The 24,787-nt window shown below is 40.9% G+C and carries 21 protein-coding genes; 8 read left to right on the top strand and 13 right to left on the bottom strand.

The annotated features are described in order from the left end of the window. The first annotated feature begins 206 nt into the window (after positions 1-206). Both MTF66_RS01100 and MTF66_RS01095 read left to right on the top strand, forming a co-directional pair. Positions 207-1,070 carry a S1/P1 nuclease gene (locus MTF66_RS01100; RefSeq protein ID WP_248526039.1) on the top strand — a complete coding sequence of 288 codons (864 nt, stop codon included), beginning with the start codon at positions 207-209 and terminating at the stop codon, positions 1,068-1,070. 34 nt (positions 1,071-1,104) lie between these two features. Continuing rightward, entirely contained in the window at positions 1,105-4,224 is a 3,120-nt protein-coding gene (locus tag MTF66_RS01095) for a TonB-dependent receptor (protein WP_248526038.1), read from the top strand. A gap of 458 nt (positions 4,225-4,682) precedes the next feature. Here MTF66_RS01095 and MTF66_RS01090 read toward each other — a convergent pair whose 3' ends face one another. From MTF66_RS01090 to MTF66_RS01070, 5 genes are all read right to left on the bottom strand, one after another. After that, the gene (locus MTF66_RS01090; RefSeq protein WP_054563066.1) at positions 4,683-5,693 is read right to left on the bottom strand and encodes an ABC transporter ATP-binding protein; all 1,011 of its coding nucleotides are present in this window, start codon (positions 5,691-5,693) and stop codon (positions 4,683-4,685) included. 12 nt (positions 5,694-5,705) lie between these two features. Next, entirely contained in the window at positions 5,706-7,205 is a 1,500-nt protein-coding gene (locus MTF66_RS01085) for an iron ABC transporter permease (RefSeq protein ID WP_248526037.1), read from the bottom strand. Beyond that, a complete protein-coding gene (locus MTF66_RS01080; protein ID WP_248526036.1) occupies positions 7,205-8,245 on the bottom strand; it encodes an extracellular solute-binding protein in 1,041 nt (346 codons plus the stop codon). The genes MTF66_RS01085 and MTF66_RS01080 overlap by 1 nt, the downstream gene beginning before the upstream one ends. Then, positions 8,245-9,057 carry a hypothetical protein gene (locus tag MTF66_RS01075; protein ID WP_248526035.1) on the bottom strand — a complete coding sequence of 271 codons (813 nt, stop codon included), beginning with the start codon at positions 9,055-9,057 and terminating at the stop codon, positions 8,245-8,247. The genes MTF66_RS01080 and MTF66_RS01075 overlap by 1 nt, the downstream gene beginning before the upstream one ends. Before the next feature lie 95 nt (positions 9,058-9,152). Further along, on the bottom strand, positions 9,153-9,608 hold the full coding sequence (locus MTF66_RS01070) for a MarR family winged helix-turn-helix transcriptional regulator (RefSeq protein ID WP_248526034.1): 456 nt from the start codon (positions 9,606-9,608) through the stop codon (positions 9,153-9,155). A 103-nt stretch (positions 9,609-9,711) separates the two neighbouring features. On the opposite strand from MTF66_RS01070, the gene hmgA reads away from it, so the two are divergent. Both hmgA and maiA read left to right on the top strand, forming a co-directional pair. Further along, positions 9,712-11,016 (top strand): homogentisate 1,2-dioxygenase, encoded by a 1,305-nt coding sequence (hmgA, locus tag MTF66_RS01065; RefSeq protein ID WP_058584309.1) that lies wholly within the window; start codon positions 9,712-9,714, stop codon positions 11,014-11,016. After that, the gene (maiA, locus tag MTF66_RS01060) at positions 11,016-11,645 is read left to right on the top strand and encodes a maleylacetoacetate isomerase (protein ID WP_248526033.1); all 630 of its coding nucleotides are present in this window, start codon (positions 11,016-11,018) and stop codon (positions 11,643-11,645) included. Before hmgA ends, maiA begins: the two co-directional genes overlap by 1 nt. A 53-nt stretch (positions 11,646-11,698) precedes the next feature. On the opposite strand, the gene MTF66_RS01055 is transcribed toward maiA, so the two are convergent. Continuing rightward, positions 11,699-11,929, bottom strand: coding sequence for a TIGR02647 family protein (locus tag MTF66_RS01055; protein ID WP_054563059.1), 231 nt, complete (start codon positions 11,927-11,929; stop codon positions 11,699-11,701). Positions 11,930-12,006: 77 nt separating this feature from the next. Between MTF66_RS01055 and MTF66_RS01050 the strand changes: the two genes are divergently transcribed. Continuing rightward, positions 12,007-12,306, top strand: a complete 300-nt coding sequence (locus MTF66_RS01050) for a DUF1496 domain-containing protein (protein WP_248526032.1) — start codon at positions 12,007-12,009, stop codon at positions 12,304-12,306. A 56-nt stretch (positions 12,307-12,362) separates the two neighbouring features. After that, a complete protein-coding gene (locus tag MTF66_RS01045) occupies positions 12,363-12,629 on the top strand; it encodes a VF530 family DNA-binding protein (protein ID WP_248526031.1) in 267 nt (88 codons plus the stop codon). 4 nt (positions 12,630-12,633) lie between these two features. On the opposite strand, the gene MTF66_RS01040 is transcribed toward MTF66_RS01045, so the two are convergent. Further along, a complete protein-coding gene (locus tag MTF66_RS01040) occupies positions 12,634-14,256 on the bottom strand; it encodes a diacylglycerol kinase family protein (RefSeq protein ID WP_248526030.1) in 1,623 nt (540 codons plus the stop codon). Positions 14,257-14,560: 304 nt separating this feature from the next. Between MTF66_RS01040 and MTF66_RS01035 the strand changes: the two genes are divergently transcribed. Beyond that, positions 14,561-15,250 (top strand): anti-sigma factor domain-containing protein, encoded by a 690-nt coding sequence (locus MTF66_RS01035; RefSeq protein ID WP_248526029.1) that lies wholly within the window; start codon positions 14,561-14,563, stop codon positions 15,248-15,250. Between the two features lie 179 nt (positions 15,251-15,429). Continuing rightward, positions 15,430-16,527, top strand: coding sequence for a HupE/UreJ family protein (locus MTF66_RS01030; protein ID WP_248526028.1), 1,098 nt, complete (start codon positions 15,430-15,432; stop codon positions 16,525-16,527). 8 nt (positions 16,528-16,535) lie between these two features. On the opposite strand, the gene MTF66_RS01025 is transcribed toward MTF66_RS01030, so the two are convergent. From MTF66_RS01025 to MTF66_RS01000, 6 genes are all read right to left on the bottom strand, one after another. Further along, positions 16,536-17,153: a TetR/AcrR family transcriptional regulator gene (locus tag MTF66_RS01025; RefSeq protein ID WP_058584303.1), complete on the bottom strand. Its 618-nt coding sequence runs from the start codon at positions 17,151-17,153 to the stop codon at positions 16,536-16,538. A 128-nt stretch (positions 17,154-17,281) separates the two neighbouring features. Next, a complete protein-coding gene (locus MTF66_RS01020; RefSeq protein ID WP_248526027.1) occupies positions 17,282-18,685 on the bottom strand; it encodes an efflux transporter outer membrane subunit in 1,404 nt (467 codons plus the stop codon). Then, positions 18,685-21,816, bottom strand: a complete 3,132-nt coding sequence (locus MTF66_RS01015) for an efflux RND transporter permease subunit (protein WP_248526026.1) — start codon at positions 21,814-21,816, stop codon at positions 18,685-18,687. Before MTF66_RS01015 ends, MTF66_RS01020 begins: the two co-directional genes overlap by 1 nt. Before the next feature lie 12 nt (positions 21,817-21,828). Beyond that, on the bottom strand, positions 21,829-22,992 hold the full coding sequence (locus tag MTF66_RS01010) for an efflux RND transporter periplasmic adaptor subunit (RefSeq protein WP_248526025.1): 1,164 nt from the start codon (positions 22,990-22,992) through the stop codon (positions 21,829-21,831). A gap of 213 nt (positions 22,993-23,205) precedes the next feature. Beyond that, the gene (locus tag MTF66_RS01005; protein ID WP_248526024.1) at positions 23,206-24,294 is read right to left on the bottom strand and encodes a 6-phosphofructokinase; all 1,089 of its coding nucleotides are present in this window, start codon (positions 24,292-24,294) and stop codon (positions 23,206-23,208) included. 71 nt (positions 24,295-24,365) lie between these two features. Continuing rightward, the gene (locus MTF66_RS01000) at positions 24,366-24,779 is read right to left on the bottom strand and encodes a hypothetical protein (protein ID WP_248526023.1); all 414 of its coding nucleotides are present in this window, start codon (positions 24,777-24,779) and stop codon (positions 24,366-24,368) included. Positions 24,780-24,787 lie beyond the last annotated feature (8 nt).

Genomic DNA, 24,787 nt, shown 5'->3' with positions numbered 1-24,787 from the left:
CAACGCTCCGTTGTCTCTATTTGAACAATTATTCTTACTTATTACAACAAGTAATTTTACCCAAATGTTTTAAGTTATTGATAAATAAAATATATGAACAAGAAATTATGAATCTTATTGAGTCCTTTCTATTTGCTTTTAAATTCAGGAAAATATGCATCAAGAAATCGTGCTTCAGGGCACATTCATTTTTGGACACTGAGTCAATGTTACAAAAAACAATAAAAATGTTGCTGTTATCGACACCAGTTATTTCTGCGGTGTTAAGTAACCCGGCTAATGCATGGGGTCAGAATGGTCACCGTATTATTGGTGAAATTGCATCTAAGCACATTACAGACACCACCAAGCAAGCATTAGTTCCTTTACTTGATGGTGATTCTTTACCACAGGTAGCAACGTGGGCTGATGAAATGCGTTCTGCTCCAGAAAAATTCTGGCAAAAGAAATCTTCGCGTTGGCACTATATTAACTTTAAAGAAGGTGAAGCTAAACCTCATTACGACTCACATGCCCACCATAACAAAGAAACCGTGTCAGATATCCTCGAAGGCATGGAATTTTCAATCTCAGTATTACAAAACCAAAAAGCTTCTCTAGGTGAAAAACAGTTCGCACTGCGTTTTTTAGTTCATCTTGTTGGCGATAGCCATCAACCTTTTCATGCCGGTCGCGGTGAAGATCGTGGCGGCAACAATATTTCTGTCACATTCTTCGGTCAAGATACCAACTTACATAGCTTGTGGGACACGAAACTCATTGAAAATGAAAATTTGTCCTATACTGAGTTTGCGCAATTTATAAATACAACAAATCAAGCGTTAATAACGGACTATCTTGCCAGTTCTCCTAGCGATTGGTTAATCGAATCAAATAATATTGCAAACTCTCTGTATAAAGAAAATGAAACAAACGTAAGTTATAGTTATATCTATAAAAACTTACCGATTGTTAAAACTCGCCTACAACAAGGCGGGATAAGATTGGCAGGTTTATTAAATAATCTATTTGATAAATCAGCAAAACCGTTAGTAAAGGCACTTAAGATGCCAACTGACAGCAAACTATAAATGAAACATAACCTCTAACACGGGAAATAACATAATGAAAATCCAACTCCGCAAAACAGCTCTATCACTTGCTATTGCAGCATGTGTTGGTGTGAGTGGTGCAGCGTTAGCAAATGAAACAACATCTGCTATCAAGGGTCAAATCAAAGGTCCTAGCGGCAACCCTGCTGCAGGCACTAAGATTACTATCGTTCACTTACCTTCAGGTTCAACTAAAGAAACTGAAACGAACGATGCGGGTTACTTCACAGCAAAAGGCCTACGTGTAGGTGGTCCTTACCGCGTTGTTGTAGATTCTGACGTATTCGCAGATCAAACATTCAACAACATCAACCTACAAGTTGGTGCTGACTACCCAGTTAATGTTACGTTAGAGAGACAATCTGATGTAGAACAAATCGTAGTTACTGGTCGACCTATCAGCCGTATGTCTGGTGGAACAGGCCCTGCTGCAACGTTCACACTTGAAGATTTAGAAAACCAACCAGCTATCAACCGTGACTTAAAAGATATTGTTCGTATCGACCCACGTGTAACAATTGACGATAGCCGTGGTTCAATCAACTGTGGTGGTGGTAACCCACGCTTTAACAGCTTAACGCTTGACGGCGTTCGTATGAACGATAACTTCGGTTTAAGCTCAAACGGTTATCCGACAATCCGTGCACCTTTCTCTTTCGATTCAATCGAGCAGGTGGCAGTTGAGCTAGCACCTTTTGATGTTCAATACGGTGGTTTCACATCGTGTAACATCAACGCTGTTTCTAAATCTGGTGGTAACGAAGTACACGGTGGTGTTTTCTTCGATTACACAAATGATTCAATGAAAGGCGACAAAATCGAAGGTGAAGACTACGACAACGGTGATTACACCGAAAAACGTTATGGCTTCAATGTTGGCTTACCACTAATCAAAGATAACCTTTTCTTATTTACCTCATATGAAAAACTTGAAGGTGTAAAACAATATAACTACGGTGCACTTGATACTGGTAGTGTTTCTGCAGCAGATTTAGCTCGTATTCAACAAATTTCTCAAGACGTATACGGTTATAACGCTGGTACCACACCATCAAGCCAACCAGTTGAAGATGAAAAAATCTTAGTTAAGTTAGACTGGAACATTAACGATGACCACCGTGCTAACCTAATCTATAACTATAACGATGGTAATACTTTCTCTCAATCAGATACTGGTAACTCACGTTTATCATTAGATAGCCACTTCTTCGAAGAAAGCGCTGAGTACACATCAATCATCGGTTCACTTTACTCAGATTGGTCTGATAACTTATCAACAGAAATTCGTTTAGGTAAATCAGAAGTTGATAAAACTGTACAATCACTAGATGCAGCAAGCAGCTTCGGTGAGATGCAAATTGATACAAGTGATAATGGTACCGTTTACATTGGTCCAGATGACTCTCGTCAATCAAACGACCTAGACTACGAAACAACTACAGCTAAATTTGCTGCAACATACTACCTTGATCAGCACACGATCACCGGTGGTTACGAGTACGAAGAAATCGAAGTATTCAACCAATTTGTCCAGCACACTCAAGGTGAGTGGCGCTTTAATTCAATAGATGATTTTGAAGCAGGTTTTGCTGACCGTGTTTATTATAACAACGCCGCTGGCACAAATGATCCTACTGATGCAGCTGCAAGCTTTGCTTATGCTCAGCATACTTTCTATGTGCAAGATGAATACAGCTTCACCGATTTAGATGCAACATTAACGTTTGGTCTACGTTACGACAAATACACAAGTGACGACAAACCAAATTACAATGAAAACTTTACAAACCGTTATGGTTTCAGCAACCAATCAACATTTGATGGCATTGACCTACTACAACCACGTGTTGGTTTTGAGTGGTACGCAACTGATGCATTAGAAGTACGTGCAGGTGTTGGCCTATTCTCTGGTGGTAACCCGAACGTTTGGTTATCTAACTCATACTCGAATGATGGTATCACTAACATTAGTACATCAATCAGAGATGGTGTAGACCTATTCGCTACACCAAATGTAAATGGTGGCAAACCAGGTTATGAAGTACCTCAAAGCTTGTACGATGAAGTTGCAAATACCACTATTGGTGCAGGTGATTCATCGGTAAACGCTGTTGATCCAAACTTCGACATGCCGTCTGAGTGGAAATACTCAATTGGTGCGACATACACAACTGAAAATGAGTATGTATTCTCTTTAGATTACTTACTAAGCAAGCGTAAAGACGCAGCTATTATTCAAGATATCGCACTTCGCGATTCTGGTAATACTACATTTGATGGCCGTCCAATTCTTGAGCGTATCGAAGGTCGAAATGGTGATTTACTTCTTACCAATGTTGATGGGAGCAATGGTGAGTCTCATGTTATCTCTGCTGCGATGAGCAAACGTTTTGATAACGGTATTAGCTTACAATTAGCATACGCTTACACCGACTCAACTGACGTTAACCCTATGACAAGCTCAGTAGCAAGCTCGAACTACGGTAACATGGCGACATACGATCCGACTAATCCAGGTGTGCACACATCTGATTACGAGATCCCACATCGCTTTACTATGACATTAGGTTACACAACAGAGTTGTTCGATGGATACAACACACGTTTCAACCTATTCAGCGAAACATACAAAGGTTTACCGTATAGCTATACATTCAATAGCAGCGACGGCGAATTTGGTGACTACAACTCTAACCGTAGCCGCCAGTTAATGTATATTCCTGAGGTTGATGACCCTAACGTTGTTTATGACATGACTGCAGATGAGGTTAATGAGTTTAACGAATGGATCTCTGCTCAAGGCCTTGAGCGTGGTACTATTTCAGCGCGTAACCGTCAAAATGCAGATTGGTTCACTAAAGTTAACTTCAAGATGACTCAGGAGTTACCTGGTTTCATGCCTGGTCACAAAGGTGAAGTATTCTTCGTTATCGATAACTTAACAAACATGTTAAACGACGACTGGGGCGTACTTAAGAAAGGTAGCTTTGTTGGTCACCGTATGATCAAAACATCAATTGATGACCAAGGTCGTTACGTATACTCTGATTTCAGCCCTAACAATGGTAAAACTGCTACACAAAGCAACGCATCAGTTTGGGAAATGCGTGTAGGTGTACGTTACACATTCTAATAACAAGTTAACCTTGTTATAAAACAAAAGCCCGCCCCTACTGGCGGGCTTTTTACGTTTTAGAGAAGTTAACGAGTTGCTAGTTGCGAGAGTAAAGTTACTAGGGGAAAGTTAGAAAGAGTAAAGCTTCAAGAGTAAAGTTAGAAAGTTACTAGTAGCAGCGATTTTACATCGCGTTCTAGTGCCTAAAACCTAGAGCCTAGGACCTGATAAATCTTTTCGAAGGACTGGCTTTAGCCGGGAATAATAGTAGTTACGAGCTTCAAGAGGAAAGTTAGCAAGTTGCTAGGTAGCCGATTTTACTCGGGTCTGATGGCTGATATTTACTCGATCTAAGATGGTTATGTAGGTCGTCATTTATGGCGACAAATGTTTAAACACTGAATGTTGACGGGCTAAAGCCCGACCTACACTGATATGTAAATGCAGGCCATTTAGACCTGCACAGATATTTTTATTTAAGCTGCGTAAACCGCAAGTGGATGTGTTGTGTTAATAGAAACATGTACTGCATCACCTGGGCGTACCATCACTTCATGGCTTACTCGGCTTGTCACTACAGTATCACACGCTAATTTAACCGCGCATAAACGGCTACCACCTTCGTAACGAACCCAAGTCACTTTTCCATTGCTAGTAGCTGCATTTTGAATAAGGTGAATATCATCAGGGCGAAGTAATACATCAACTTTTGCAGTATCATGATCAACCCTAATCGCTGGTGCATTACCTAAATCAGTGGTGGCAATATCACCTTCACAATTACCGGCAATAAAACTTGCTTCACCTAAAAAGCGTGCCACAAAGCGATTGCTTGGTAAGCTAAAACAGCGTTCAGGGGTATCGATTTGCTGAATAATACCTTCTTTCAGTACACCAACACGATCACCAACAGATAACGCTTCTTCTTGGTCATGGGTTACCCAAATAGCAGGTACACCCGCATCTTTTAATGCATTACGAATATCCCAACGAAGGGTGTCTTTTAAAGCTGCATCAAGGTTTGATAACGGCTCATCAAGTAATACGAAGTCAGGTTCGTGAGCTAGTGTACGCGCAAGTGCTACACGCTGCTTTTGACCACCCGATAAAGTAGCAGGCTTTTTATCACGAAATGCTTCAAGACCCAGTAACTTAATCCAATGATCAGCTTTTGAGGTATCGGTTAATCTAAAGCAAATATTTTGCTGCACTGTTAAATGCGGAAATAACGCAAAGTCTTGAAAGACCATACCCACTTTACGTTTTTCTGGTGGTACTTTTAATTTGGGTGTTGCACGCCATGAGCCTAAATTAATTTCGCCTTCGCTGATAGGAATAAGCCCAGCTAACGCTTGTAAAATTGTACTTTTACCACAGCCAGTTGGACCAACTAGCATGAGGATCTCACTTTCCCCAAGTGATAAGTTAAGTTCACTTACCACACGATTGCTACCATAATCGATAGACAGCTTACTAACTGATAGCATTAAACCTGATCCTTAATGTTCTAATTGACTGCGCTTTTCGCCTGAGAGCATTATAGCTAAGCCACATGCTGATATCACTACTAACAAGAGCCCAGGAATGGCAGCACGACCGAAGTAACCGGCTTCATAAACACGCCATAAATAAGTTGATAGTGTTTCAAAGCCTGTTGGGCCAAGTAACAAGGTCGCTTCAAGCTCTCGCATTGATTCTAAAAATACCAAGGCTGCACCAGCAATGATACCGCGTAGTGTTAAAGGCAAGGTAATACGCATAAATGCTTCACGAGGGCTGGCACCTAATACACGTGCAGATTTGATTAAACTCGAGTCTAAGTGTTCAGTACTGGTACGCACAGAGCCAACTGCCAGCGGTAAAAAGCGCAGCACATAGGCAATCACTAATAATGCCAGAGTTTGGTATAAAAGCGGTAATTGCAGGCCACCATAAACAAGTGCAGTACCCATCACGATACCCGGGATACCAAATCCGAAATAAGTAACCCGTTCCATAATGCGCCCTACTTTACCACTTAAGGCAGCATGAGCTACAGGCACAGCAACCACAACAGCAACAATAGCCGCAATACCAGATGCATAAGCTGAGTTCCACGCAATGCTGAAATCAAAATCAGCAACCCCATCACGGGCAAGCCAAAGGGTAAAAATGGCTAACGGTAAACAAATAGCCAATAATAAAACAGGTAGAAAAGTCACTAACATTGCTAACTTTTGCCCGTTAGATGGGAATAACATCAGCGGTCTACCGTGGCGCTCAGAAGCAGTTTTAATTTGTGATTCGATGAACAGTAAAAAGCCTACTATCACCATTAATTGTAGGGATAACATCGCTGCACGACTTAAGCCAAAGGCGTTATATTCAACATAGATTACTCGAGTAAAGGTATCTAAGCGCATCATCGCCGGTGTACCAAAATCTGATAGAGTATAAAGTGCAACCAGTAATGAGCCCGCTGCTATACCGTTTATTACACGCGGTAATATGACTTTAAACACACTCATTGGCATCGACATACCTAAAGTGCGAGCCGCGTTTACCATGCTGGCATCTAGACTAAGTAAAGACGAACGCGTTGTAAGCATTACAAATGGAAACGTGTATAGCGTCATAACAATAGCAGCACCCGTTAAGCCATACATAGGCGGGGTTTCAAAGCCTAACAGCTGATTTATCTCACCACCGGGGCCAAAAGCTGCATATAAAGTAAACGCGCCAATATAACTTGGAATAGCAAGTGGAGCTGCAAACAAAACAAGCCAAAGCTTTTTAAAAGGAAGTTGAACATAGGCACTAATAAACGCCAGAGGCACGCCAATTAAAATAGAGCCTAAAACAGTTAACACCATAAGTGATAAAGTGTTACCTAAAATTTTTAAATTGTGACTATCAAAAACAGCCGTCGCATCACTGACTAAAGTGATCAGAATATAAACTGGCACTAACGCCAAAAGCGCTGCAAGCAGCGCCATGGGATAAGAAGCAGGTATGCGCATTATAAAACACCGCTACTGCGCATAAGGTCGAGTGTTGGCCTTAAATCTGCCAATTGAGTTAAATCGATTTTCGGCGGTGACACATCCGTTAAGGCTGGTAATCCAGCTGGCTGGTCAATACCTTGGATCAATGGAATTTCGTAGGCTTCACGTGCTAAGTAGCTTTGTACTTCTGAACTTAGTAAGTAGCGCATAAAGTTCATTGCGTTCGGGTTGTCTGTCAGCGATAACACACCTGATGCATTAACTAAACAACCGGCATCTTGATTGGTAAAAGCAAGATCAAGGTTTGCATCTGGTTTACCTGATTTAAGACGTAACGTGTAATAATGATTTGCAAAACCAATATCCACTTCACCACGTTCAACGGCCATCACTACGCCAAGCTCGCCGGCATAGGTTTTCGAACGTTTTTGAACTTTCTTAAGCCATTTAGACGTTTTATCTTCACCTTCAAGAATACGCATTGCCGTGACAAATGATTGGAAAGAAGCATAAGCAGGTGCCCAACCAATTGATAAATCGCTATCGGCAATAGCCATTATGCTATCTGGGATCTGATCTTTTGATAAACGCTTAGTGTTGTAAGGTAATGTACGAATACGACCTGTCACTGGTGCCCAGCCTGGATAACGGAACTGAGGTTGTAATTGCGCTTCTAAGTCACTTGGTAGTGGTTTAGCTAACCCTGCGTCTGTTACTAAGCCAATCGCACCTGAGTCAACGGCCCAAAATAAATCAGCACGTTTAACACCCGCTTTCGCTTCAGCCACAATCATGTTGGCAAGTGCAGCAGTTGGGCCACGGCGAATTGATAAATTAAGTTTTGGGTTTTTCTTTTGGATTGATTGCAGTACGTTTTCGTACAAACCACCTTCACCACGGCCTAAATATAAGGTTAAGTCACCCTCTAGGGCGGGTAAGTCTTTCACTGAAATTGGGCTTGCAGCAGAGGCTGCAAAGGCACGAGAAAGAGGTAGCGGCATTGCGCCCACCACCCCAAACGCAGCCAGGCCTTGAATAAAGGTCCTACGCTTCACTAAAATACATCCTTACGTGCTTTTTCGGCTTCTTCTAGTAACACCTTAGCGCGATCTAGTTTTTCTTGCATATCAACAACCACTGCACGTACTTGGTCAACAGACCCTTTGTCAGAAATAGCTTTAGGCAGGGTTACGTTAAAATCTTTTTCGAGAACTTCTACTAACTTCGCATCTTTTTCGATAAGTGTACCTTCAACACCTTCGAATAAGTGAAGGTAAGTATCGTGTACAATTTGGGTTGCTTCATCGCTTAAACGTTCTGCGTATTTTGCAACAACACGGTCTAATTTATGTTTGATCTCATCGATAGTAGCGCTTTGCGTCATTGTTTCAGAAGCAGTTGCTTTTACAGCTTTTAATAAGCCTTTTTGCTGGAAGTCAGCAGCAAGTTTAACAGCTCCAAGACCCTGCCACAAGGCAGCATTTAAGGCCTTTTGGTGCTTACGTACTTCGGTTGCTGGTTTTTTGTCATCAATGGCCATTTTGATACCATAAATGCCTTGCCAGATTGATGCATATACCGGCACATAATTCGTTTCAATCGCACTGTGAAACTTTACTGATTCCCAGTATTCAATTAAATCATCGCTTTTAACTGCTTTTGCGCCTTTTGTTTCATAATCGGTAACCATGGTGTCAACTTTACCGATCATCCACTCAACGTCTTCTGAGTAATCTTTTAAATTTTCTTTTAGATGATTAACGTGCTCACCAATTGGGCCATTTGCCAATACAGGTTGGGCAATAAAAGTAGATGCTAATACTAGGCTAAGACCTAGTGTTTTAACGGTGTTTAACGCTAATTTCATAGGGGGGACATCCAAGTTTCTAATTGTAAATGATAGCCATTATCATATACGTATCGATTGTCTAAATCAATTGCTATAAAGCCTTGATTACAGAATTACACATTTTTATTTAAGTGATTGGAAAGCTTAATAAGAGTGTTCATAAATTGTTTAAGTTCTTGGCTATCTAAGTCACTCACTAAACCTACTTGCCACTCATTTGCTAATGGCACAATTTGCTCATGCAAACAGTTCCCCTCAACGGATAGTGATAACAAACTTGCGCGTTTATCCTTAGGGTTTTCTTTAGCTATTATAAGGTTTCTGGTCAGTAAAGACTTTACTGCTCGAGACACCGTTGATTTATCCATTTGTGCCATATCACATAATTCTTTGGCAGTGCGCTCACCATATTGCGCTAAATTCGCAATTATACGCCATTGTGGCACGGTTAAATCGAACTGCTGTTGATATAGCTCACTAAACTGCTCACTCATTTGTATTGCAATATTGGTTAATGAATAAGGTAAGAACTGTTTTAAATCGAGCGTTGTTTGATTATCTGTCGTCATGGCTGCACTACTGTCAAAGAATATTTACACAAGTAAATTCAATGTAGTTTGAATTTAGTCTCACATGAGAGTATCTTACCTAAAACCTTTCAGGAGTCTAGTGATGAATAACGAATTACAATATATGACAGGCTTTGGTAATGAATTTGAAACCGAAGCATTACCCGGTGCATTACCTATCGGTCAATTCAGCCCGCAAAAAGTTAAATACGATTTATATGCTGAGCAGTTCAGCACAACGGCATTTACAGCGCCCCGTGCTGATAACCGTCGTACTTGGTTTTACCGCATTCGCCCATCAGTAATACAAGGTGATTACACGCCAATTGATAATGGCCTTATTCGCACCGCTCCTATTACAGAAGTGCCAACACCACCGACAATGCTACGTTGGGATCCAATTGAAATTCCAGAACAACCAACTGATTTTATAGATGGTTTAGTCACTATGGCTGCCAACGGTAGTGCCAATGCACAAACAGGTATTGGTATTCATATTTATGTCGCTAATAAATCAATGCAACACCGTTACTTTTATAATGCTGATGGTGAAATGTTATTTGTGCCGCAACAAGGTGAGCTATTACTTAGAACCGAGTGCGGGCAACTAACCGTTCGTGCAGGAGAAATTGCTGTTATTCCTCGTGGCATTAAGTTCGCAGTTGATTTACTTACTGATACAGCCCGTGGTTATATTTGTGAAAACTATGGCCATGCCTATATTTTACCAGAGCGCGGCCCAGTGGGTGCCAATGGTTATGCTAATGACCGTGACTTCCACTACCCTGTAGCGGCTTTCGAAGATATTGAAGGTGATTTCGAACTCGTTGCTAAATTCAATGGCAATATGTTCCGTTGTGATATTGGCCACTCGCCATTAGATGTGGTTGCTTGGACGGGTAACAGTGCACCTTACAAGTATGACCTTGCTCGATTTAATGTTATGAATACAGTAAGTTACGATCACCCAGATCCTTCAATCTTTACTGTATTAACATCACCATCGGGTACAGAAGGTGTCGCTAATATCGATTTTGCTATCTTCCCTCCACGTTGGATGGTGGCTGAGAACACTTTCCGCCCACCTTATTACCACCGTAATATTATGAGTGAGTTTATGGGCTTAATCGAAGGTGTGTACGATGCCAAAGAACATGGCTTTGTACCAGGTGGTTCTAGCTTACATAACTGTATGTCGCCACATGGTCCAGAAGCAGATGTATTCGAAAAAGCATCAAATGCAGAGCTTGAACCACAACGCTACGAAAACACTTTGGCATTTATGTTCGAATCGCGTTACGTTATTTCACCAACTAAATATGCCCTTGAAGGTAAAGAGCGTCAGCCTAACTACACAGATTGTTGGCGCACTATTAAAAAACATTTCACAGGTAAACAGGACGTATAATGAAACTTTATAGCTATTTTCGTTCATCAGCTGCATACCGAGTTCGCATTGCGCTTAATTTAAAGAACATTGATCACGAGTTAGTGACGGTTAATTTATTAAAATCAGAACAACAAAGTGACGAGTACCTAACTAAGAACCCACAAGGGTTATTGCCAGCACTTGAAACTGATCAAGGTGTACTTGCGCAATCGCTGGCTATTTTAGAGTGGCTAGAAGAAACTCACCCAGAAACACCTTTGTTGACTGGTGATGCATGGCAAAAAGCTCAGATCCGCAATTTATGTTATGCCGTAGCGTGCGATATCCACCCTATCGATAATTTGCGTGTATTAAAGTACTTGGCTAACGATCTTGGTGTTGATGAAGAAGCAAAAACGACCTGGTATAAGCATTGGGTTGAAGTGGGCTTTGAGAGTATCGAAAAGCTACTTAATGAAGCGAACACTTTTTGTGTGGGCAACAAACCAACGCTTGCTGATGTGTGCTTAGTGCCGCAAGTATTTAATGCCTTGCGCTTTAAAGTTGATATGACCAAGTACCCTAAAATTGCTGCTGTATATGAGCAATGTAATAAGCTTGATGCCTTTATTGATGCTGCACCACAAAATCAGCCAGATGCAGTTTAATCTTTAAGATTTGTAGTTAAAAAGGCCCGAACACTTCGGGCCTTTTTTATTTGTTATCTAAGCGCTGAGTTAATCACACTCACATGGTTAATTAAATCGAGCCCTAAGTCGGTTAAATAGCCTCCATCAGGACTATCTGTAATACCTTTATCATAAAGACGTTTTGCTGCATCTTTAATTGAGCTTTCGGCATCGGAATGAATTTTAATTCCCTGCATTTGAGAGTTGCGAGGAAATTTTGCAAGCAGGGTAAGTTCGTCGATCATATTTTTATCAAATTGCATGTGTTCACCTTTTTATTATTTATTCCTTGTCATAAGCTTAGTGTAGTTATACAGATCTGCCCAACGGGAGGCGTATTTTGTTAAAGAAAATTTTACTGTTAAGTACTTTGTTTACTTTAGGGTTTCTAAACCAAGCACTAGCAAAGGAAAAACCACTAATCGTGCTTGATGGTCAAGAGGCATTAAACAATCAAAAAGTGTGTTGGTATGAAAATAAACGCTATACCGAAGGTGCTTATATTGCCGTTGGCGATATTACGTTAATTTGCACTGCTAAACAGCCTAATTTTTCAAACAGTGATTTGGCTTGGCTCAGACTAAATGCTAATGGCAAGATTATTTACCCTAAACAAGCGAAAACGATTCACGTCAATTAGCTTAAAACTCACAGATAAGGTACTATTGCGCGGTTGCAAATAACCTAAGATTTATCATGGACAATCAACCAAATAATCCGTTACATGGCGTTAAACTAGCCGACATCGTTACTAAACTTGAAGAAAAACTTGGTTGGCAAGGTATGGCAGCGCACGTAGACGTACGCTGCTTTCAAAATGACCCAAGTGTAAAGTCGAGCCTTAAATTTTTACGAAAGACCCCTTGGGCACGAGAAAAAGTAGAGCAGTTATATATTGATACATTTATCAATAATGACCAAGCTGATGATGGCAAATTCCAATGGAAAAGCATCAAGAAGTAATCACTTAATCTTCAGCAGCTACAATCACCGAAAGCGATTTCGGTGATATCTCTACCTCTAGTTTATCTGCGGTTTTCACCTCACCATCAATAACATAGCTCAACCCTTTTTCTGCTTGTACTGTCACTCGTTTAGCATTTGTGTGGTGACTGTTAATAGCAAAACTAGTTTGCGTAATGCTTGAGAAAACTAATTCCGCAATGCTTAAGGTACTCGCTTTAGAATCGGCACTAGGTGTTAGCCAATTTACATCAAGTAAACCATCTTGATGATCTGGCTGCCCTGCAGATTGAGCAAGTAAGGTAGTAAATGGCGCGGCGTTGGCGATGATTAAACTGGTGGTATTGATTGTTTGCTCATCGTTATTATCAATACTAACAACATAGTCTTGCGCTTCATGTTCACCTAATGCTTGCCAAAACCCTTGTAAATAAGCCAATTGCCCAGACTCATTTTTAGCATCACGATGGGCTTTTTCAATCATCTTTTGTTCAAATCCAATGCCTGCAAGTAATAACATACGTTCGCCATTACATACTGCAGTATCGATTCGGCTATCTTGACCTTCGATAATAAGCTCACATGCCTGCTCAACCGGAATAAGCTTCGATTTAATACCCATCAACACATGAGCGAGTGCATTGGCAGTGCCTAAAGGAATAATACCCAGTTTACACTCTGTATTTACAAGTACACTTGCAACTTCTGTCACTGTGCCATCGCCGCCGCAGGCGATTACTACATCAGGCTTCAATTCAAGTGCTTCTTTGGCTAACTCAATACCATTTACCTGCTCTGAGGTGGTGTAAACAGTTAAATCATAATACTCAGATAAACGAGAGGTAATTTGCTTGCGCTTCTCTTCCCACAGCTTTGTGCCAGAAACTGGGTTAGCAATAAGAACTGCTTTATTCTTGATTAATAAGTCACCCCTACGATGACGACGAACAAGATGACGAAGCTGGCGCTTGTTTAAATTTGCTGTTTCTCGCGTTTCTTTAATTTGCGCGAGTACTTGGTGCACATCGGCATCTTTATTTTGGCTAAGTAGGTAAGCTGCCATCACAAATACTGAACGACCACGACCTAGTGCGCAATGCACTACGACACGTCTATCTGCTTTTACTTGGTGGTCAATCCAATTAATCGCTTGGTGTAATTGCGCGCGTGTTGGCACGCTATGATCAAGTACAGGGATATTTAAATAACGAATATTCTCTTGCGTAGAAGACCATTCAAGGCCATCAAATTCACAGGTTACATCTAAAATAGCTGTAATACCCATTTCTTTCATGGTATCTATATCTGAAGGAAATAAACGACAGGCTAAAAACAAATGCTCATTGATTTGTTGTAAAGGCGGTACTTTGTCGTGTTTTCTCGACCAAGCATTATAAAGTTGTGCACCCAATAAAAATGGAATAAAAGCCCAACGAATGTAGATTGGAATAACGCCATTTTCACGTTTTCTGAAAATACGTGCGATATTAAAAAAGTATGCGCCACTAACCAAAAGTAACGACAAAGCCGTCCAATAAAAAAACAGCGCAAAGTAAACAGTTTCTACCCGAATAGCCGCAATTATAAATACAATCGCTAAAGCTAAGTAACTAAATGCTGCCCACATAATCACTCCTTGTTATTCTAATTGCATAATACGTTGCAAGTTTCACTCCAGTAAAAGCCGTTTAATCACCCCTACTGGCTATTTAAAATCAGTAACTTAGCATTTATAAAAAAGCTTACTATTTTAGTTTAGGACATTTTTTCACTATTTTATGAATAACTTACAATAATTTACATAGAACCAATTGCATAGATTTGCCAACTACTCTTTCCCTGCTAGTCTAAATTAAAAGCCATGCCTAATAATCACAGGTTTTTAGTAGAGCTTTCGTTAAAAATTTAAATCAACCCGAGCCTAATTCGTTATGAAATACGATGACCAAACGCTACTTAATTTACTTGCAGCAGAATATGTTTTAGGCACTTTACATGGCCATGCCCGAGATAGATTTAGCCGCTTAATGCGCACCTCTCCTCGAGCCCGATACGCAACCTCCTTATGGCAAAGACATATAAAAAACCTAGAAAACGCGATTGAATCTAACCCACCTGATCAGCAAGTTTGGGATAAAATAACAAAACGGATTGACCCACTTTTTTTACCAACACAGAAAAAAGCAAAAGAACCTAAATATGGAATATTTAAGGCTTGGGCTGCTATTGCAACAGCAGTCTGTATTGTGTTGGTATTAATTACTTGGCAACCGCAAGAGTCGTTTAGTGATAAAATCACTCACTCAGTAACGTTTTATAACTCAGCAAATAATCCAGTTTGGAATTTAGAAATAAGCGATCACAGTATTTTACTTAAAGCTGCTAGCGGCATAAGTTTACAAACTGATCATGACTACCAGTTGTGGATCCGTTTAAAAGGCCACCCGAGCGCCATCCCTATTGCTTTATTGCCAAAAGCAGATAGCAAAGAAATTGCCCGCAACGCATTATTTAAACCACAAAATATCACTTTACTTGCAATAAGCCGTGAGCCAATTGGCGGATCACAATCAGGTAGTCCAAGTGAAATTATTTATACAGCCGTACTCAATGCTAACTAATCTTTCAAAGCGTAGAAACAATTTATAAATACGAGCAAAGCCAGTATTTCTAAGATAGATGACCTAGTCGATAAACCTTTGTAATTGCTATAGTGGCAGCCTCTTTTTATTTCCGCTTTAAAAAATAGGCGGTAATTCGAGTATTAGACTCGTCTCCTTGTATTATCTTAGGAATAAAAATGAAAAAGTCGTTGTTGTTTACGCTATTTCTATTAATTTTTAGCTCTATCTGTCACGCCCACCAGCAAAGCACCGCTTATCTTAATTTAGAACAACAAACGAGCAATAAGCTATTGCTAGTAGGCTCTTGGCAAGCCTCGGTGAATGATCTCGATAAAGCGCTCAACTTCGATAAAAATCAGGATAATGTAATTACATGGCATGAAATTACATCACAGCAGCAAGCAGTATTAGACTATCTAAATAGCCATTTTAATGTGTTACAACAAAGTCAAAGCTGCAAGGTCACGTTTGATGGTGAACTCAGTATAGATAACCACTTTAATCAGTCGTATATCCATGTGCCACTACAAGTTGATTGTCCATCTGATAGTTCTATAACAGTTAATTACACTGCCCTGTTTGATATAGATGAGCATCATCAGGCAATTGCTGCCATTGCTAAATCAAGCCGTGTATTTGAACAAAATACGTCAAAACAAGTTATAAACTTTAAAGAGCAAAGCTTCACCACAACGTTTATTGAATATGTACATCAAGGCATATTACATATTTGGATGGGCACAGACCATATTTTGTTCTTAATTGCCATATTACTGGGCTGTGTGTTAGTTCGTAAGCAAGGCGAGTGGCAACGTGTCGAGTCTAAAAAACAAATTCTAATTGATACAGCTTGGATCATCACCGCTTTTACACTTGCTCACTCAATTACCCTAACAGCGACTGCTATGAATATCATATCGCCAAACACCCGATGGGTAGAATTAGGTATCGCGCTTTCTGTATTATTTGCTGCAATAAATAATATTTGGCCAATGATTGTGCGCTTAGGCTGGATCACATTCTGTTTTGGTCTATTACACGGTATGGGGTTTGCGAGTGTTTTAGGTGAGCTTGGTTTATCAAATGAATACCAGCTAATGAGTATTTTAGCCTTTAATTTAGGGGTTGAGATTGGTCAACTGGTTATTTTAGCAATCTGTTTACCACTACTAATGCTACTTAGAAATAACTCCTGGTACAAAAAAGCTATTATGCCAGCAGGCTCAGTGCTAATTGCCATTATGGCAATCCAATGGTCTATAGAGCGCTTTTAATAAGCGCTTTATTCAAATGGTAACAATAAGGTTTTCATTGTTGGACGTAGCGCTTTAAGTAACTCATGAATATCTAAATCTGGGTTGAGCATTTTACGCAGTAACAGGCCACCCATTACTGAAAACATCACTTCAATACGGGCATTCACTTCTTCAAGTGCTGTGCCTTGTAATGGCCCTCTTTCACCAACTAATAATTCACGCATAGAATCACGAGCGTGGCTATCTGACTCTCGTAATAAGTTAGCCACTTTTTCATTACGAGCAGCTTCGGCGAGCATTTCTAAATCAAGCGCACCTTGATTCAAATCGGTATGGCGCTCAACGCCTCTGCCTAGACCATCTAGTAATACAGTGACACGATCGCCGGGTTTATCTGCAAACTCTTTAAAGATTGAGAACATTTCTTCCATATCACGCTCAACAATCGATTCTATAATTGCTTCTTTACTGGCGAAGTAATTGTAGATATGGCCAGCACTCATACCCGCGGTTTTAGAAATTTCGGCCATTCCCGCGCCATGATAACCCTTACGTCGAAAACAATCCGCTGCGGCACAAAGCACTTGATTACGTCTTGCCTCAGCAAGCGCAGGGTCATTGTGTCTTTTCGTTTTTTGCGTCATGGTTTCTCCAAGCTTTACTGACTAGGGTTAACTTTAATTTAAACAAGGTTTACAGGATCTTAATCTTTGAGGAGAGTCAAAACAACTAAGAACCTGCAAAACCTTAAATAAATTATGCTTTTGCTGATTTATTGCACAGTTTTTTGTGCATTCCAGCCGCCACCTAGTGCTTTATACAAATTAATTTGGCTCGCTAGATACGCTTGCTTACCCAAAATTAACTGTTGTCCTGCACTGTACCAATTTCGTTGTGCATCCAATACTTGCAAGTAGCTATCGGCGCCTTTTTGAAAACGTGCATCCGATAAAGTAAAAGATAGCTCATTACTTTGATACAAGTCATTAAGGGCATCTAGCTGATGCATATAACCTTCACGGTCAGCAAGGGCATCAGAGACTTCTTTAAATGCCTGTTGAATGGTTTGCTCGTAACTGGTTATTGCCATTTCTTGCTGTGCTTTTGCAACATCGAGATTAGCTTGATTACGTCCCATATTAAAAATAGGCAAGTTTACCGAAGGTACAAAGCTCCAAGTACCTGAGCCCGAATCAAAAAGGTTACTCAAGTCAGCAGAAGCTGTCCCCGCATTCGCGGTTAAACTGATGCTTGGATAGAATGCCGCTTTTGCCACACCAATGTTTGCATTGGCAGCCAATAAATCATGCTCTGCAGCTTTGATATCAGGACGCTGAGTCAATAGCTCAGACGGTAACCCTACTGGCACATCAGGCAAACTAAGTACATCATCTATACTTTCACTTGGTAATAAATCCGCAGTGACGGTTTTACCCACTAGAAAATCGAGGGCATTTTTATCGCGCTTAAGTAAACGCTGATAATTTGCAATATCGACCTTAGCGGTTGCTACTGTACTTTCAAGTTGCGATAGCGTTAATTGAGAAGCAGCACCTAATGCAAATGTTTTACGGGTTAGCTCTAAAGACTCCTGCTGAGACTTTAAAGTCTCGTTTGCAAGTGCCAAAAGCTCTTTATCCGTCGCATAGTTAAGCCATGCATTTACTAATTCGGAGATCAAACTAATACGTACACTAGTTAAACTGTATTCAGCCGAATATAGGTTTTGTAATGCTTGCTCTGATTGGTTGCGTACTTTGCCCCAAAGATCAATTTCGTAAGCGGTTAAGCCTACAGTTGCTGAATAGTTTTCAGAGATAGTTGCTTGACCAGTACCAGATAAATCTGCCGGAAGACGCTGACGGGTACCCGATGCATTGAGATCTATGCTTGGGTAAAGCGCTGAATCTTCAATCTGATACATTGCTCTAACCTGCTGCACATTCAGTGCAGCAGTTTTAATATCTTTGTTGTTTTCCAGCGTTAGCGCAATCAACTGTTGAAGTTGCGCATTACTGAAAAATGACTGCCAATTGAGCGCATTTATATCGCCCGCTGTTCCTTGGATATCATAGTTTTGAGCAACGGGTAATTCACGTTGCTCCATATCTGGCGCCATATTACAGGCAGATAACATAAGTGCAGCAACAGACACTGAGATAAGTTTAGCTTTCATTATGCCTGCTCCTCATTAGTTGATTTTGTTTTGCCTGGGAATACTCGGCGCACCAGTACAAAGAACAGCGGCACAAAGATTACCACAATGGTCGATGACGCAAGAGTACCGCCAATAACAGCAATACCTAGTGCGTTTTGTGCACCTGAGCCTGCACTTGATGCAATTGCCAGTGGTAGTACACCACACACAAATGCCATTGATGTCATAAAGATTGGACGTAAACGTAGACGAATAGCTGCAACCGCGGCATCGACAAGTTTCATACCTTCATCCATTTTATGAATAGCAAACTCTACAATTAAGATGGCATTTTTTGATGCCAGACCTATGGTGGTTAATAGACCCACTTGGAGATAAATATCGTTTGATAAATTAAATACAAATGACGCGACCGACGCACCAAATACACCAAGCGGTACAATGAGCATAACCGCTGCAGGAACTGACCAGCTCTCATATAACGCCGCTAAACATAGGAATACAACCAACAATGAAAGTGCATAAAGTAATGGCGCTTGACCACCACTTAAACGTTCTTCATATGAAATACCTGTCCATTCGAACGATACACCTGGTGGTAACTTCTTAACCATTTTCTCAACTTCAGCCATCGCTTGACCAGTACTGTAGCCCGGTGCAGCCGCACCTTGGATTTCCATCGCTGAAAAGCCGTTATAACGCTCAAGACGTGGTGAGCCGTATGTCCAATAAGAATGAGCAAAGGCTGTAAATGGCACCATGTCACCATTGGCGTTACGTACATACCACTCATCTAAGTCTTCTGGCACCATGCGTGATTCAGGCGTACCTTGTAAGTACACTTTTTTCACACGACCACGGTCAATAAAGTCATTTACATAGCTACTACCCCAAGCCGTTGATAACGTATTATTGATATTTGCTTGAGTAAGACCTAATGCTTCGGCTTTCGCTAAATCAATATCAAGCTCGAGCTCTGGTTTATCTTCTTGACCATTCGGGCGCACACCTGATAACACCGGGTTTTGTGCAGCCATACCTAAAAACATGTTACGTGCTTCTAGTAGCTTTTCGTGACCTAGACCAACCCTATCTTGTAAGAACAAGGTAAAACCGTTTGCAGTACCAAGCTCAACAACTGCAGGAGGTGGGAAAGCAAACACGAACGCTTCTTTAATCGTTGAGAAATATCCCATGGCTTTACCCGCAACCGCACCAACGGTTAAATCAGGACGCTGACGCTCATCCCAGTGTTTTAAACCCACAAAGCCGATTGCCGCATTTTGACCAGAACCAGCAAAGCTAAAACCTGTTACCGTGAAGATAGACCTAACCGCTTCTGATTGTTCTTCTAAGAAGTGGTGTTCCATCTTTTCAACAACCTTTAAAGTTTGCTCTGTTGTTGCACCGGCAGGTAAGCTTACTTGGTTAAACAAAATACCTTGGTCTTCATCTGGTAAGAATGCCGATGGTAATTGTGAGAAAATAAACACCATGCCACCCACGATTAAACCGTAAATAAGTAAGTAGCGTTTACTGTGCTTGATCATGCGAGATACAAAACCTTGTGTACCCGAGTTCGTTCTGTCAAAACCACGGTTAAAGCCAAGGAAGAAACGACCAAATAAAGATTTATCGTTATGTACATGACTTGGTTTTAGCATTGTCGCACATAAAGCTGGCGTTAAAATCAATGCAACAAGCACTGATAAACTCATCGCAGTTACCAAGGTAATTGAGAACTGGCGATAAATAACACCTGTCGAGCCTGGGAAGAACGCCATAGGCACGAATACTGCCGACAGAACCATCGCAATACCAACAAGGGCACCTTTGATTTCATCCATTGATTTACGTGTTGCCTCAAGAGGAGATAAGTTCTCTTCGGTCATTACACGTTCAACGTTTTCAACGACGACGATTGCATCATCTACAAGTAGACCGATGGCAAGTACCATTGCAAACATGGTTAAGGTATTAATTGAGAAGCCAAACACTTGCAAGATGGCAAACGTACCAAGCAATACAACAGGTACTGCAATAGTCGGAATAAGTGTTGCTCTGAAGTTCTGTAAGAATAAGTACATTACCAAGAACACCAGCACAACAGCTTCGATTAGAGTGCTAACAACTTTTTCAATCGAAAGCGATACGAATGGCGTCGTATCGTAAGGAACAACCGTTGTTAAACCTTCAGGGAAGAAAGGCTCAAGTTCAGCAAGGGCCGCTTTTACGCCATCTGCTGTATCAAGTGCATTAGCACCACTGGCAAGCTTAACACCTAAACCTGATGCCGGTTTGCCGTTGAAACGCGCAACAACACCGTAGTTTTCGCCACCTAATTCAACATCAGCAACGTCACTTAAACGAACAACTGAACCATCAGCATTGGTTTTTACAAAGATATTTCTAAATTGCTCAGGTGTTTGTAAGCGGCTTTGTGCAGTCACCGTTGCATTTAATTGCTGGCCACTCACCGCTGGCAATGCACCTAGTTGACCTGCTGAAACCTGCGCATTTTGAGCACTGATTGCAGCACTAATATCAGCAGGAGTTAATGAGTATTTTAGTAATTTAGCTGGGTCTAACCAAATACGCATTGCGTATTGAGAACCAAACAACTGTACTTCACCAACACCGTTTACACGCGAGACAATATCAAGCACGTTTGATGAAACATAATCACCGATATCGATGTTGTTCATACTGCCGTCTTCAGATACAAAGCCTACAACCATTAGGAAGTTACGAGCAGATTTTGCAACCGACACACCTTGACGTTGTACTTCTTCTGGTAATAACGGTGTTGCAAGCGACAATTTGTTTTGTACTTGAACCTGTGCGATATCCGGGTCTGTATCTGCACTAAAGGTTAAGGTTAACGTCGCTGAGCCGTTAGACTCAGAGGTTGAAGACATGTAGAGCAAGCCATCTAGCCCTTTCATTTTTTGTTCAATAACCTGTGTAACCGTATCTTCTAGAGTACGGGCCGACGCACCAGGGTATGTGGCTTGAATACTAATTGCAGGTGGTGCAATTGATGGATACTGCGCAACCGGCAAACTTCTAATTGCTAAGATACCTGCCAGCATCACAACGATAGCAAGCACCCATGCAAATATGGGCCGATCAATAAAAAATCGTGACATTAAGTTTCTCCGTTACTGGCTGTTAGCTGCTGTTTCTGCAGGCATTGCATTGACTGGTGCACCTGGGCGGATTTTCTGTAAGCCTTCAACAATTAACTTATCGCCACTGTTTAGGCCATCTGTCACTAACCAATTTGAGCCAACAGTACGATCAGTTTTAAGCACACGTGCTTCTACGGTATTGTCTTTGCCTACAACCATGGCAGTAGGCTCACCTTTGGTGTTTCTGCTTACGCCACGTTGTGGTGCTAAAATCGCATCACTTTTCACACCTTCAACAATCACTGCACGAACATACATACCTGGCAGCAGTAATTTTTCAGGGTTAGGAAATTCAGCACGTAAGGTTACTGAGCCTGTGCTTGGATCAACAGTCACTTCAGAGAATTGCAATGTACCTTTATGTTGATAAGTACTGCCGTCTTCCATCTTTAATTCAACTTTTGAATGTAAAGCGGCATCTTTATCAAGATCACCCGCAGCAATGGCTTTTTTCAAACGTGTTAGTTCACTGCTTGACTGGGTTAAATCAACATAGATTGGGTCTAATTGAGTAATGGTTGCTAATGCTGTTGCTTGATTAGCACTCACAAGAGCACCGGCAGTGACATCTGATTTACCAATTTGGCCACTAATTGGTGCTAACACTTTGCTGTAGTTTAAATTGATTTCAGCGGTTTTAAGCTGCGCTTGAGCCGTTAGTAAATCAGCTTTTGCACCTTTGTATGCTGCATCAGCTTCGTCGTAATCTTGTTGGCTTACTGCTTTGATACTTAATAGCTCTTTATAGCGTTCTGCTTTTGCCTTGGCATTTGCAATACTTGCTTGAGCTTTAGTAATAGCCGCTTTACTAGTCGCTACTTCAGCTTCAAATGTAGATGGGTCAATCTGATATAAAGCTTGGCCTTTTTCAACCTCAGCACCTTCAACAAACATACGAGACTGAATAATACCGTTAACCTGCGGACGAATTTGCGCGATACGTGAAGCAGCCACACGACCCGGTAATTCTTTAGTTAGCGTAAGTGGTTTGCTTTGCATCTCAATAACGCCAACAGGAACAGCTTGAGCTGCCTGCGTTTGCCCTTGAGCCGATTCTGATTGGCCGCAGCCTGATAATAAAACAGCACCAGCCAAAGCTGACACTGCAAAAAATGGAATGCGAGAGCGCTGCATGTGTAGTTCCTTAGTTTAGAGTGAACGATCATTCTAAACTAAAAAAGGCACAGATCAACCATCTTTAAAGAACTTTACATTAAATAAAATGCTTGCTTTAACGCATGAATTTTGTGCAATAAATAAATTGCTAATTGAATTATTACGAAGGTAACTGAGAAAGTTGTTTTAAAACTATTAGTTATGCGAATTGAAGTTATATCAATTCGCAGGTTATTCGCCTAAACACATGCCCATTGCGCGGGCACTTGCTATTAAAGAATGTTCTAGAGGGATGACGCGATATTCAGAAGTTGCTTCTTTTAAACTGATTGGTTTAATTTCACCGTCTTTACTGACAGGGATGAAACCAAACTGGCCTTTCTTAACAAGTTCGAATGCTTGCACCCCAAACTCTGCTGCAAGCACCCTATCAAACGCATTAGGTGTGCCTCCACGTTGGATATGCCCTAATACGGTTACTCTTACATCAAGATCAAGTGCCACACGTATCTGTGAAGCAAGCTGTTCAGCAATACCACCTAGTACAGGGTTTTCGTAACCAAGTTCATTTGATTGCTTACTAACAACACCACCAGCAACAGGTTTTGCCCCTTCTGAAATAACAATATTGGCAAATCCGTGACCTTTATCAAAACGTGATATTAATTTGGCTTTAATCGCTTCAATATCGTAAGGAATTTCTGGAATAAGTGCGACTTCAGCGCCAGCTGCAATGGCTGAATGCAAACAAATCCATCCGGCATCGCGCCCCATTACCTCAGTCACAATCACTCGGTTATGACTTTGCGCTGTTGGTATTAAACGATCAATGGCTTCGGTGGCGGTGTCGACAGCAGTCTGAAAACCAATTGTGTAATCAGTGCCATATAAGTCGTTATCAATAGTTTTTGGCACGCCTACGATATTTAAGCCATGTTCAAATAAGTGCTGAGATACCCTATGTGAACCATCACCACCAATATTTATAACGGCATCAAACCCAAGTTGCTTAATAATACTGATTAACTCATCAGAGCGGTCAATAAACACTTGTTCACCTGCTATTTCAGCAGGAAATGCGGTTGGGTTTCCTTTATTAACTGTTTCGAGAATTGTTCCACCACGAACATGAATACCCGCCACAACTTCACTAGTTAAGTGTATAATATCATTTGGCTTTTCAAGCACACCACAATATGCTCTTCGGCTACCATACACCTGCCAATTGCCATCATGTTCGGCTGCTTTAACCACCGCTCTGATCACCCCATTGAGCCCTGGGCAATCACCCCCACTTGTTAATAGCAGTAATTTTTTCATTGTGTTACCAACTTCGTTCACTGATTAATTACAGATTAGCTTATATGTTGAACTTTCGCGTATGACTTATATCAACTAAAACTTGGTTTTTTATGCGTAGAGAATAGCGCCACAAAAAGCACTAGTAATACATACTTAGGCAGACTAGTCAGTAAACTGGTGTTATCAATATTTGCAGAAAAGGTGTTAACAGTAAAATATAAATGCAACGCTAAAAATGGTGTCAGCAATATAAAGTATGAATACGCTTTATCTTTAAGGTACAGCGACTTACTAATGAGTAAAAATACTAAAAGTAACGCTAACAAAGGAAGGCCTAAAGTAACGATATCAACCATTGATAAAGCAAAGTTAGGTGACAAGTCATAAAAGGCTGAAAGTACTTCGGTTGGAATCGCAATAGCCAAGCCATAACCTATGACTGGTATAGATAAATAGGCAAATAAACAGCCAAAAATAAATAAAAGTAGTACGTTATATTTCATAACTCCAT

The sequence above is a fragment of the Pseudoalteromonas sp. 2CM39R genome (assembly GCF_023161845.1).
Note: the sequence above shows the minus strand (reverse complement) of the source record. Positions and strands in the feature narration are given on the sequence as shown.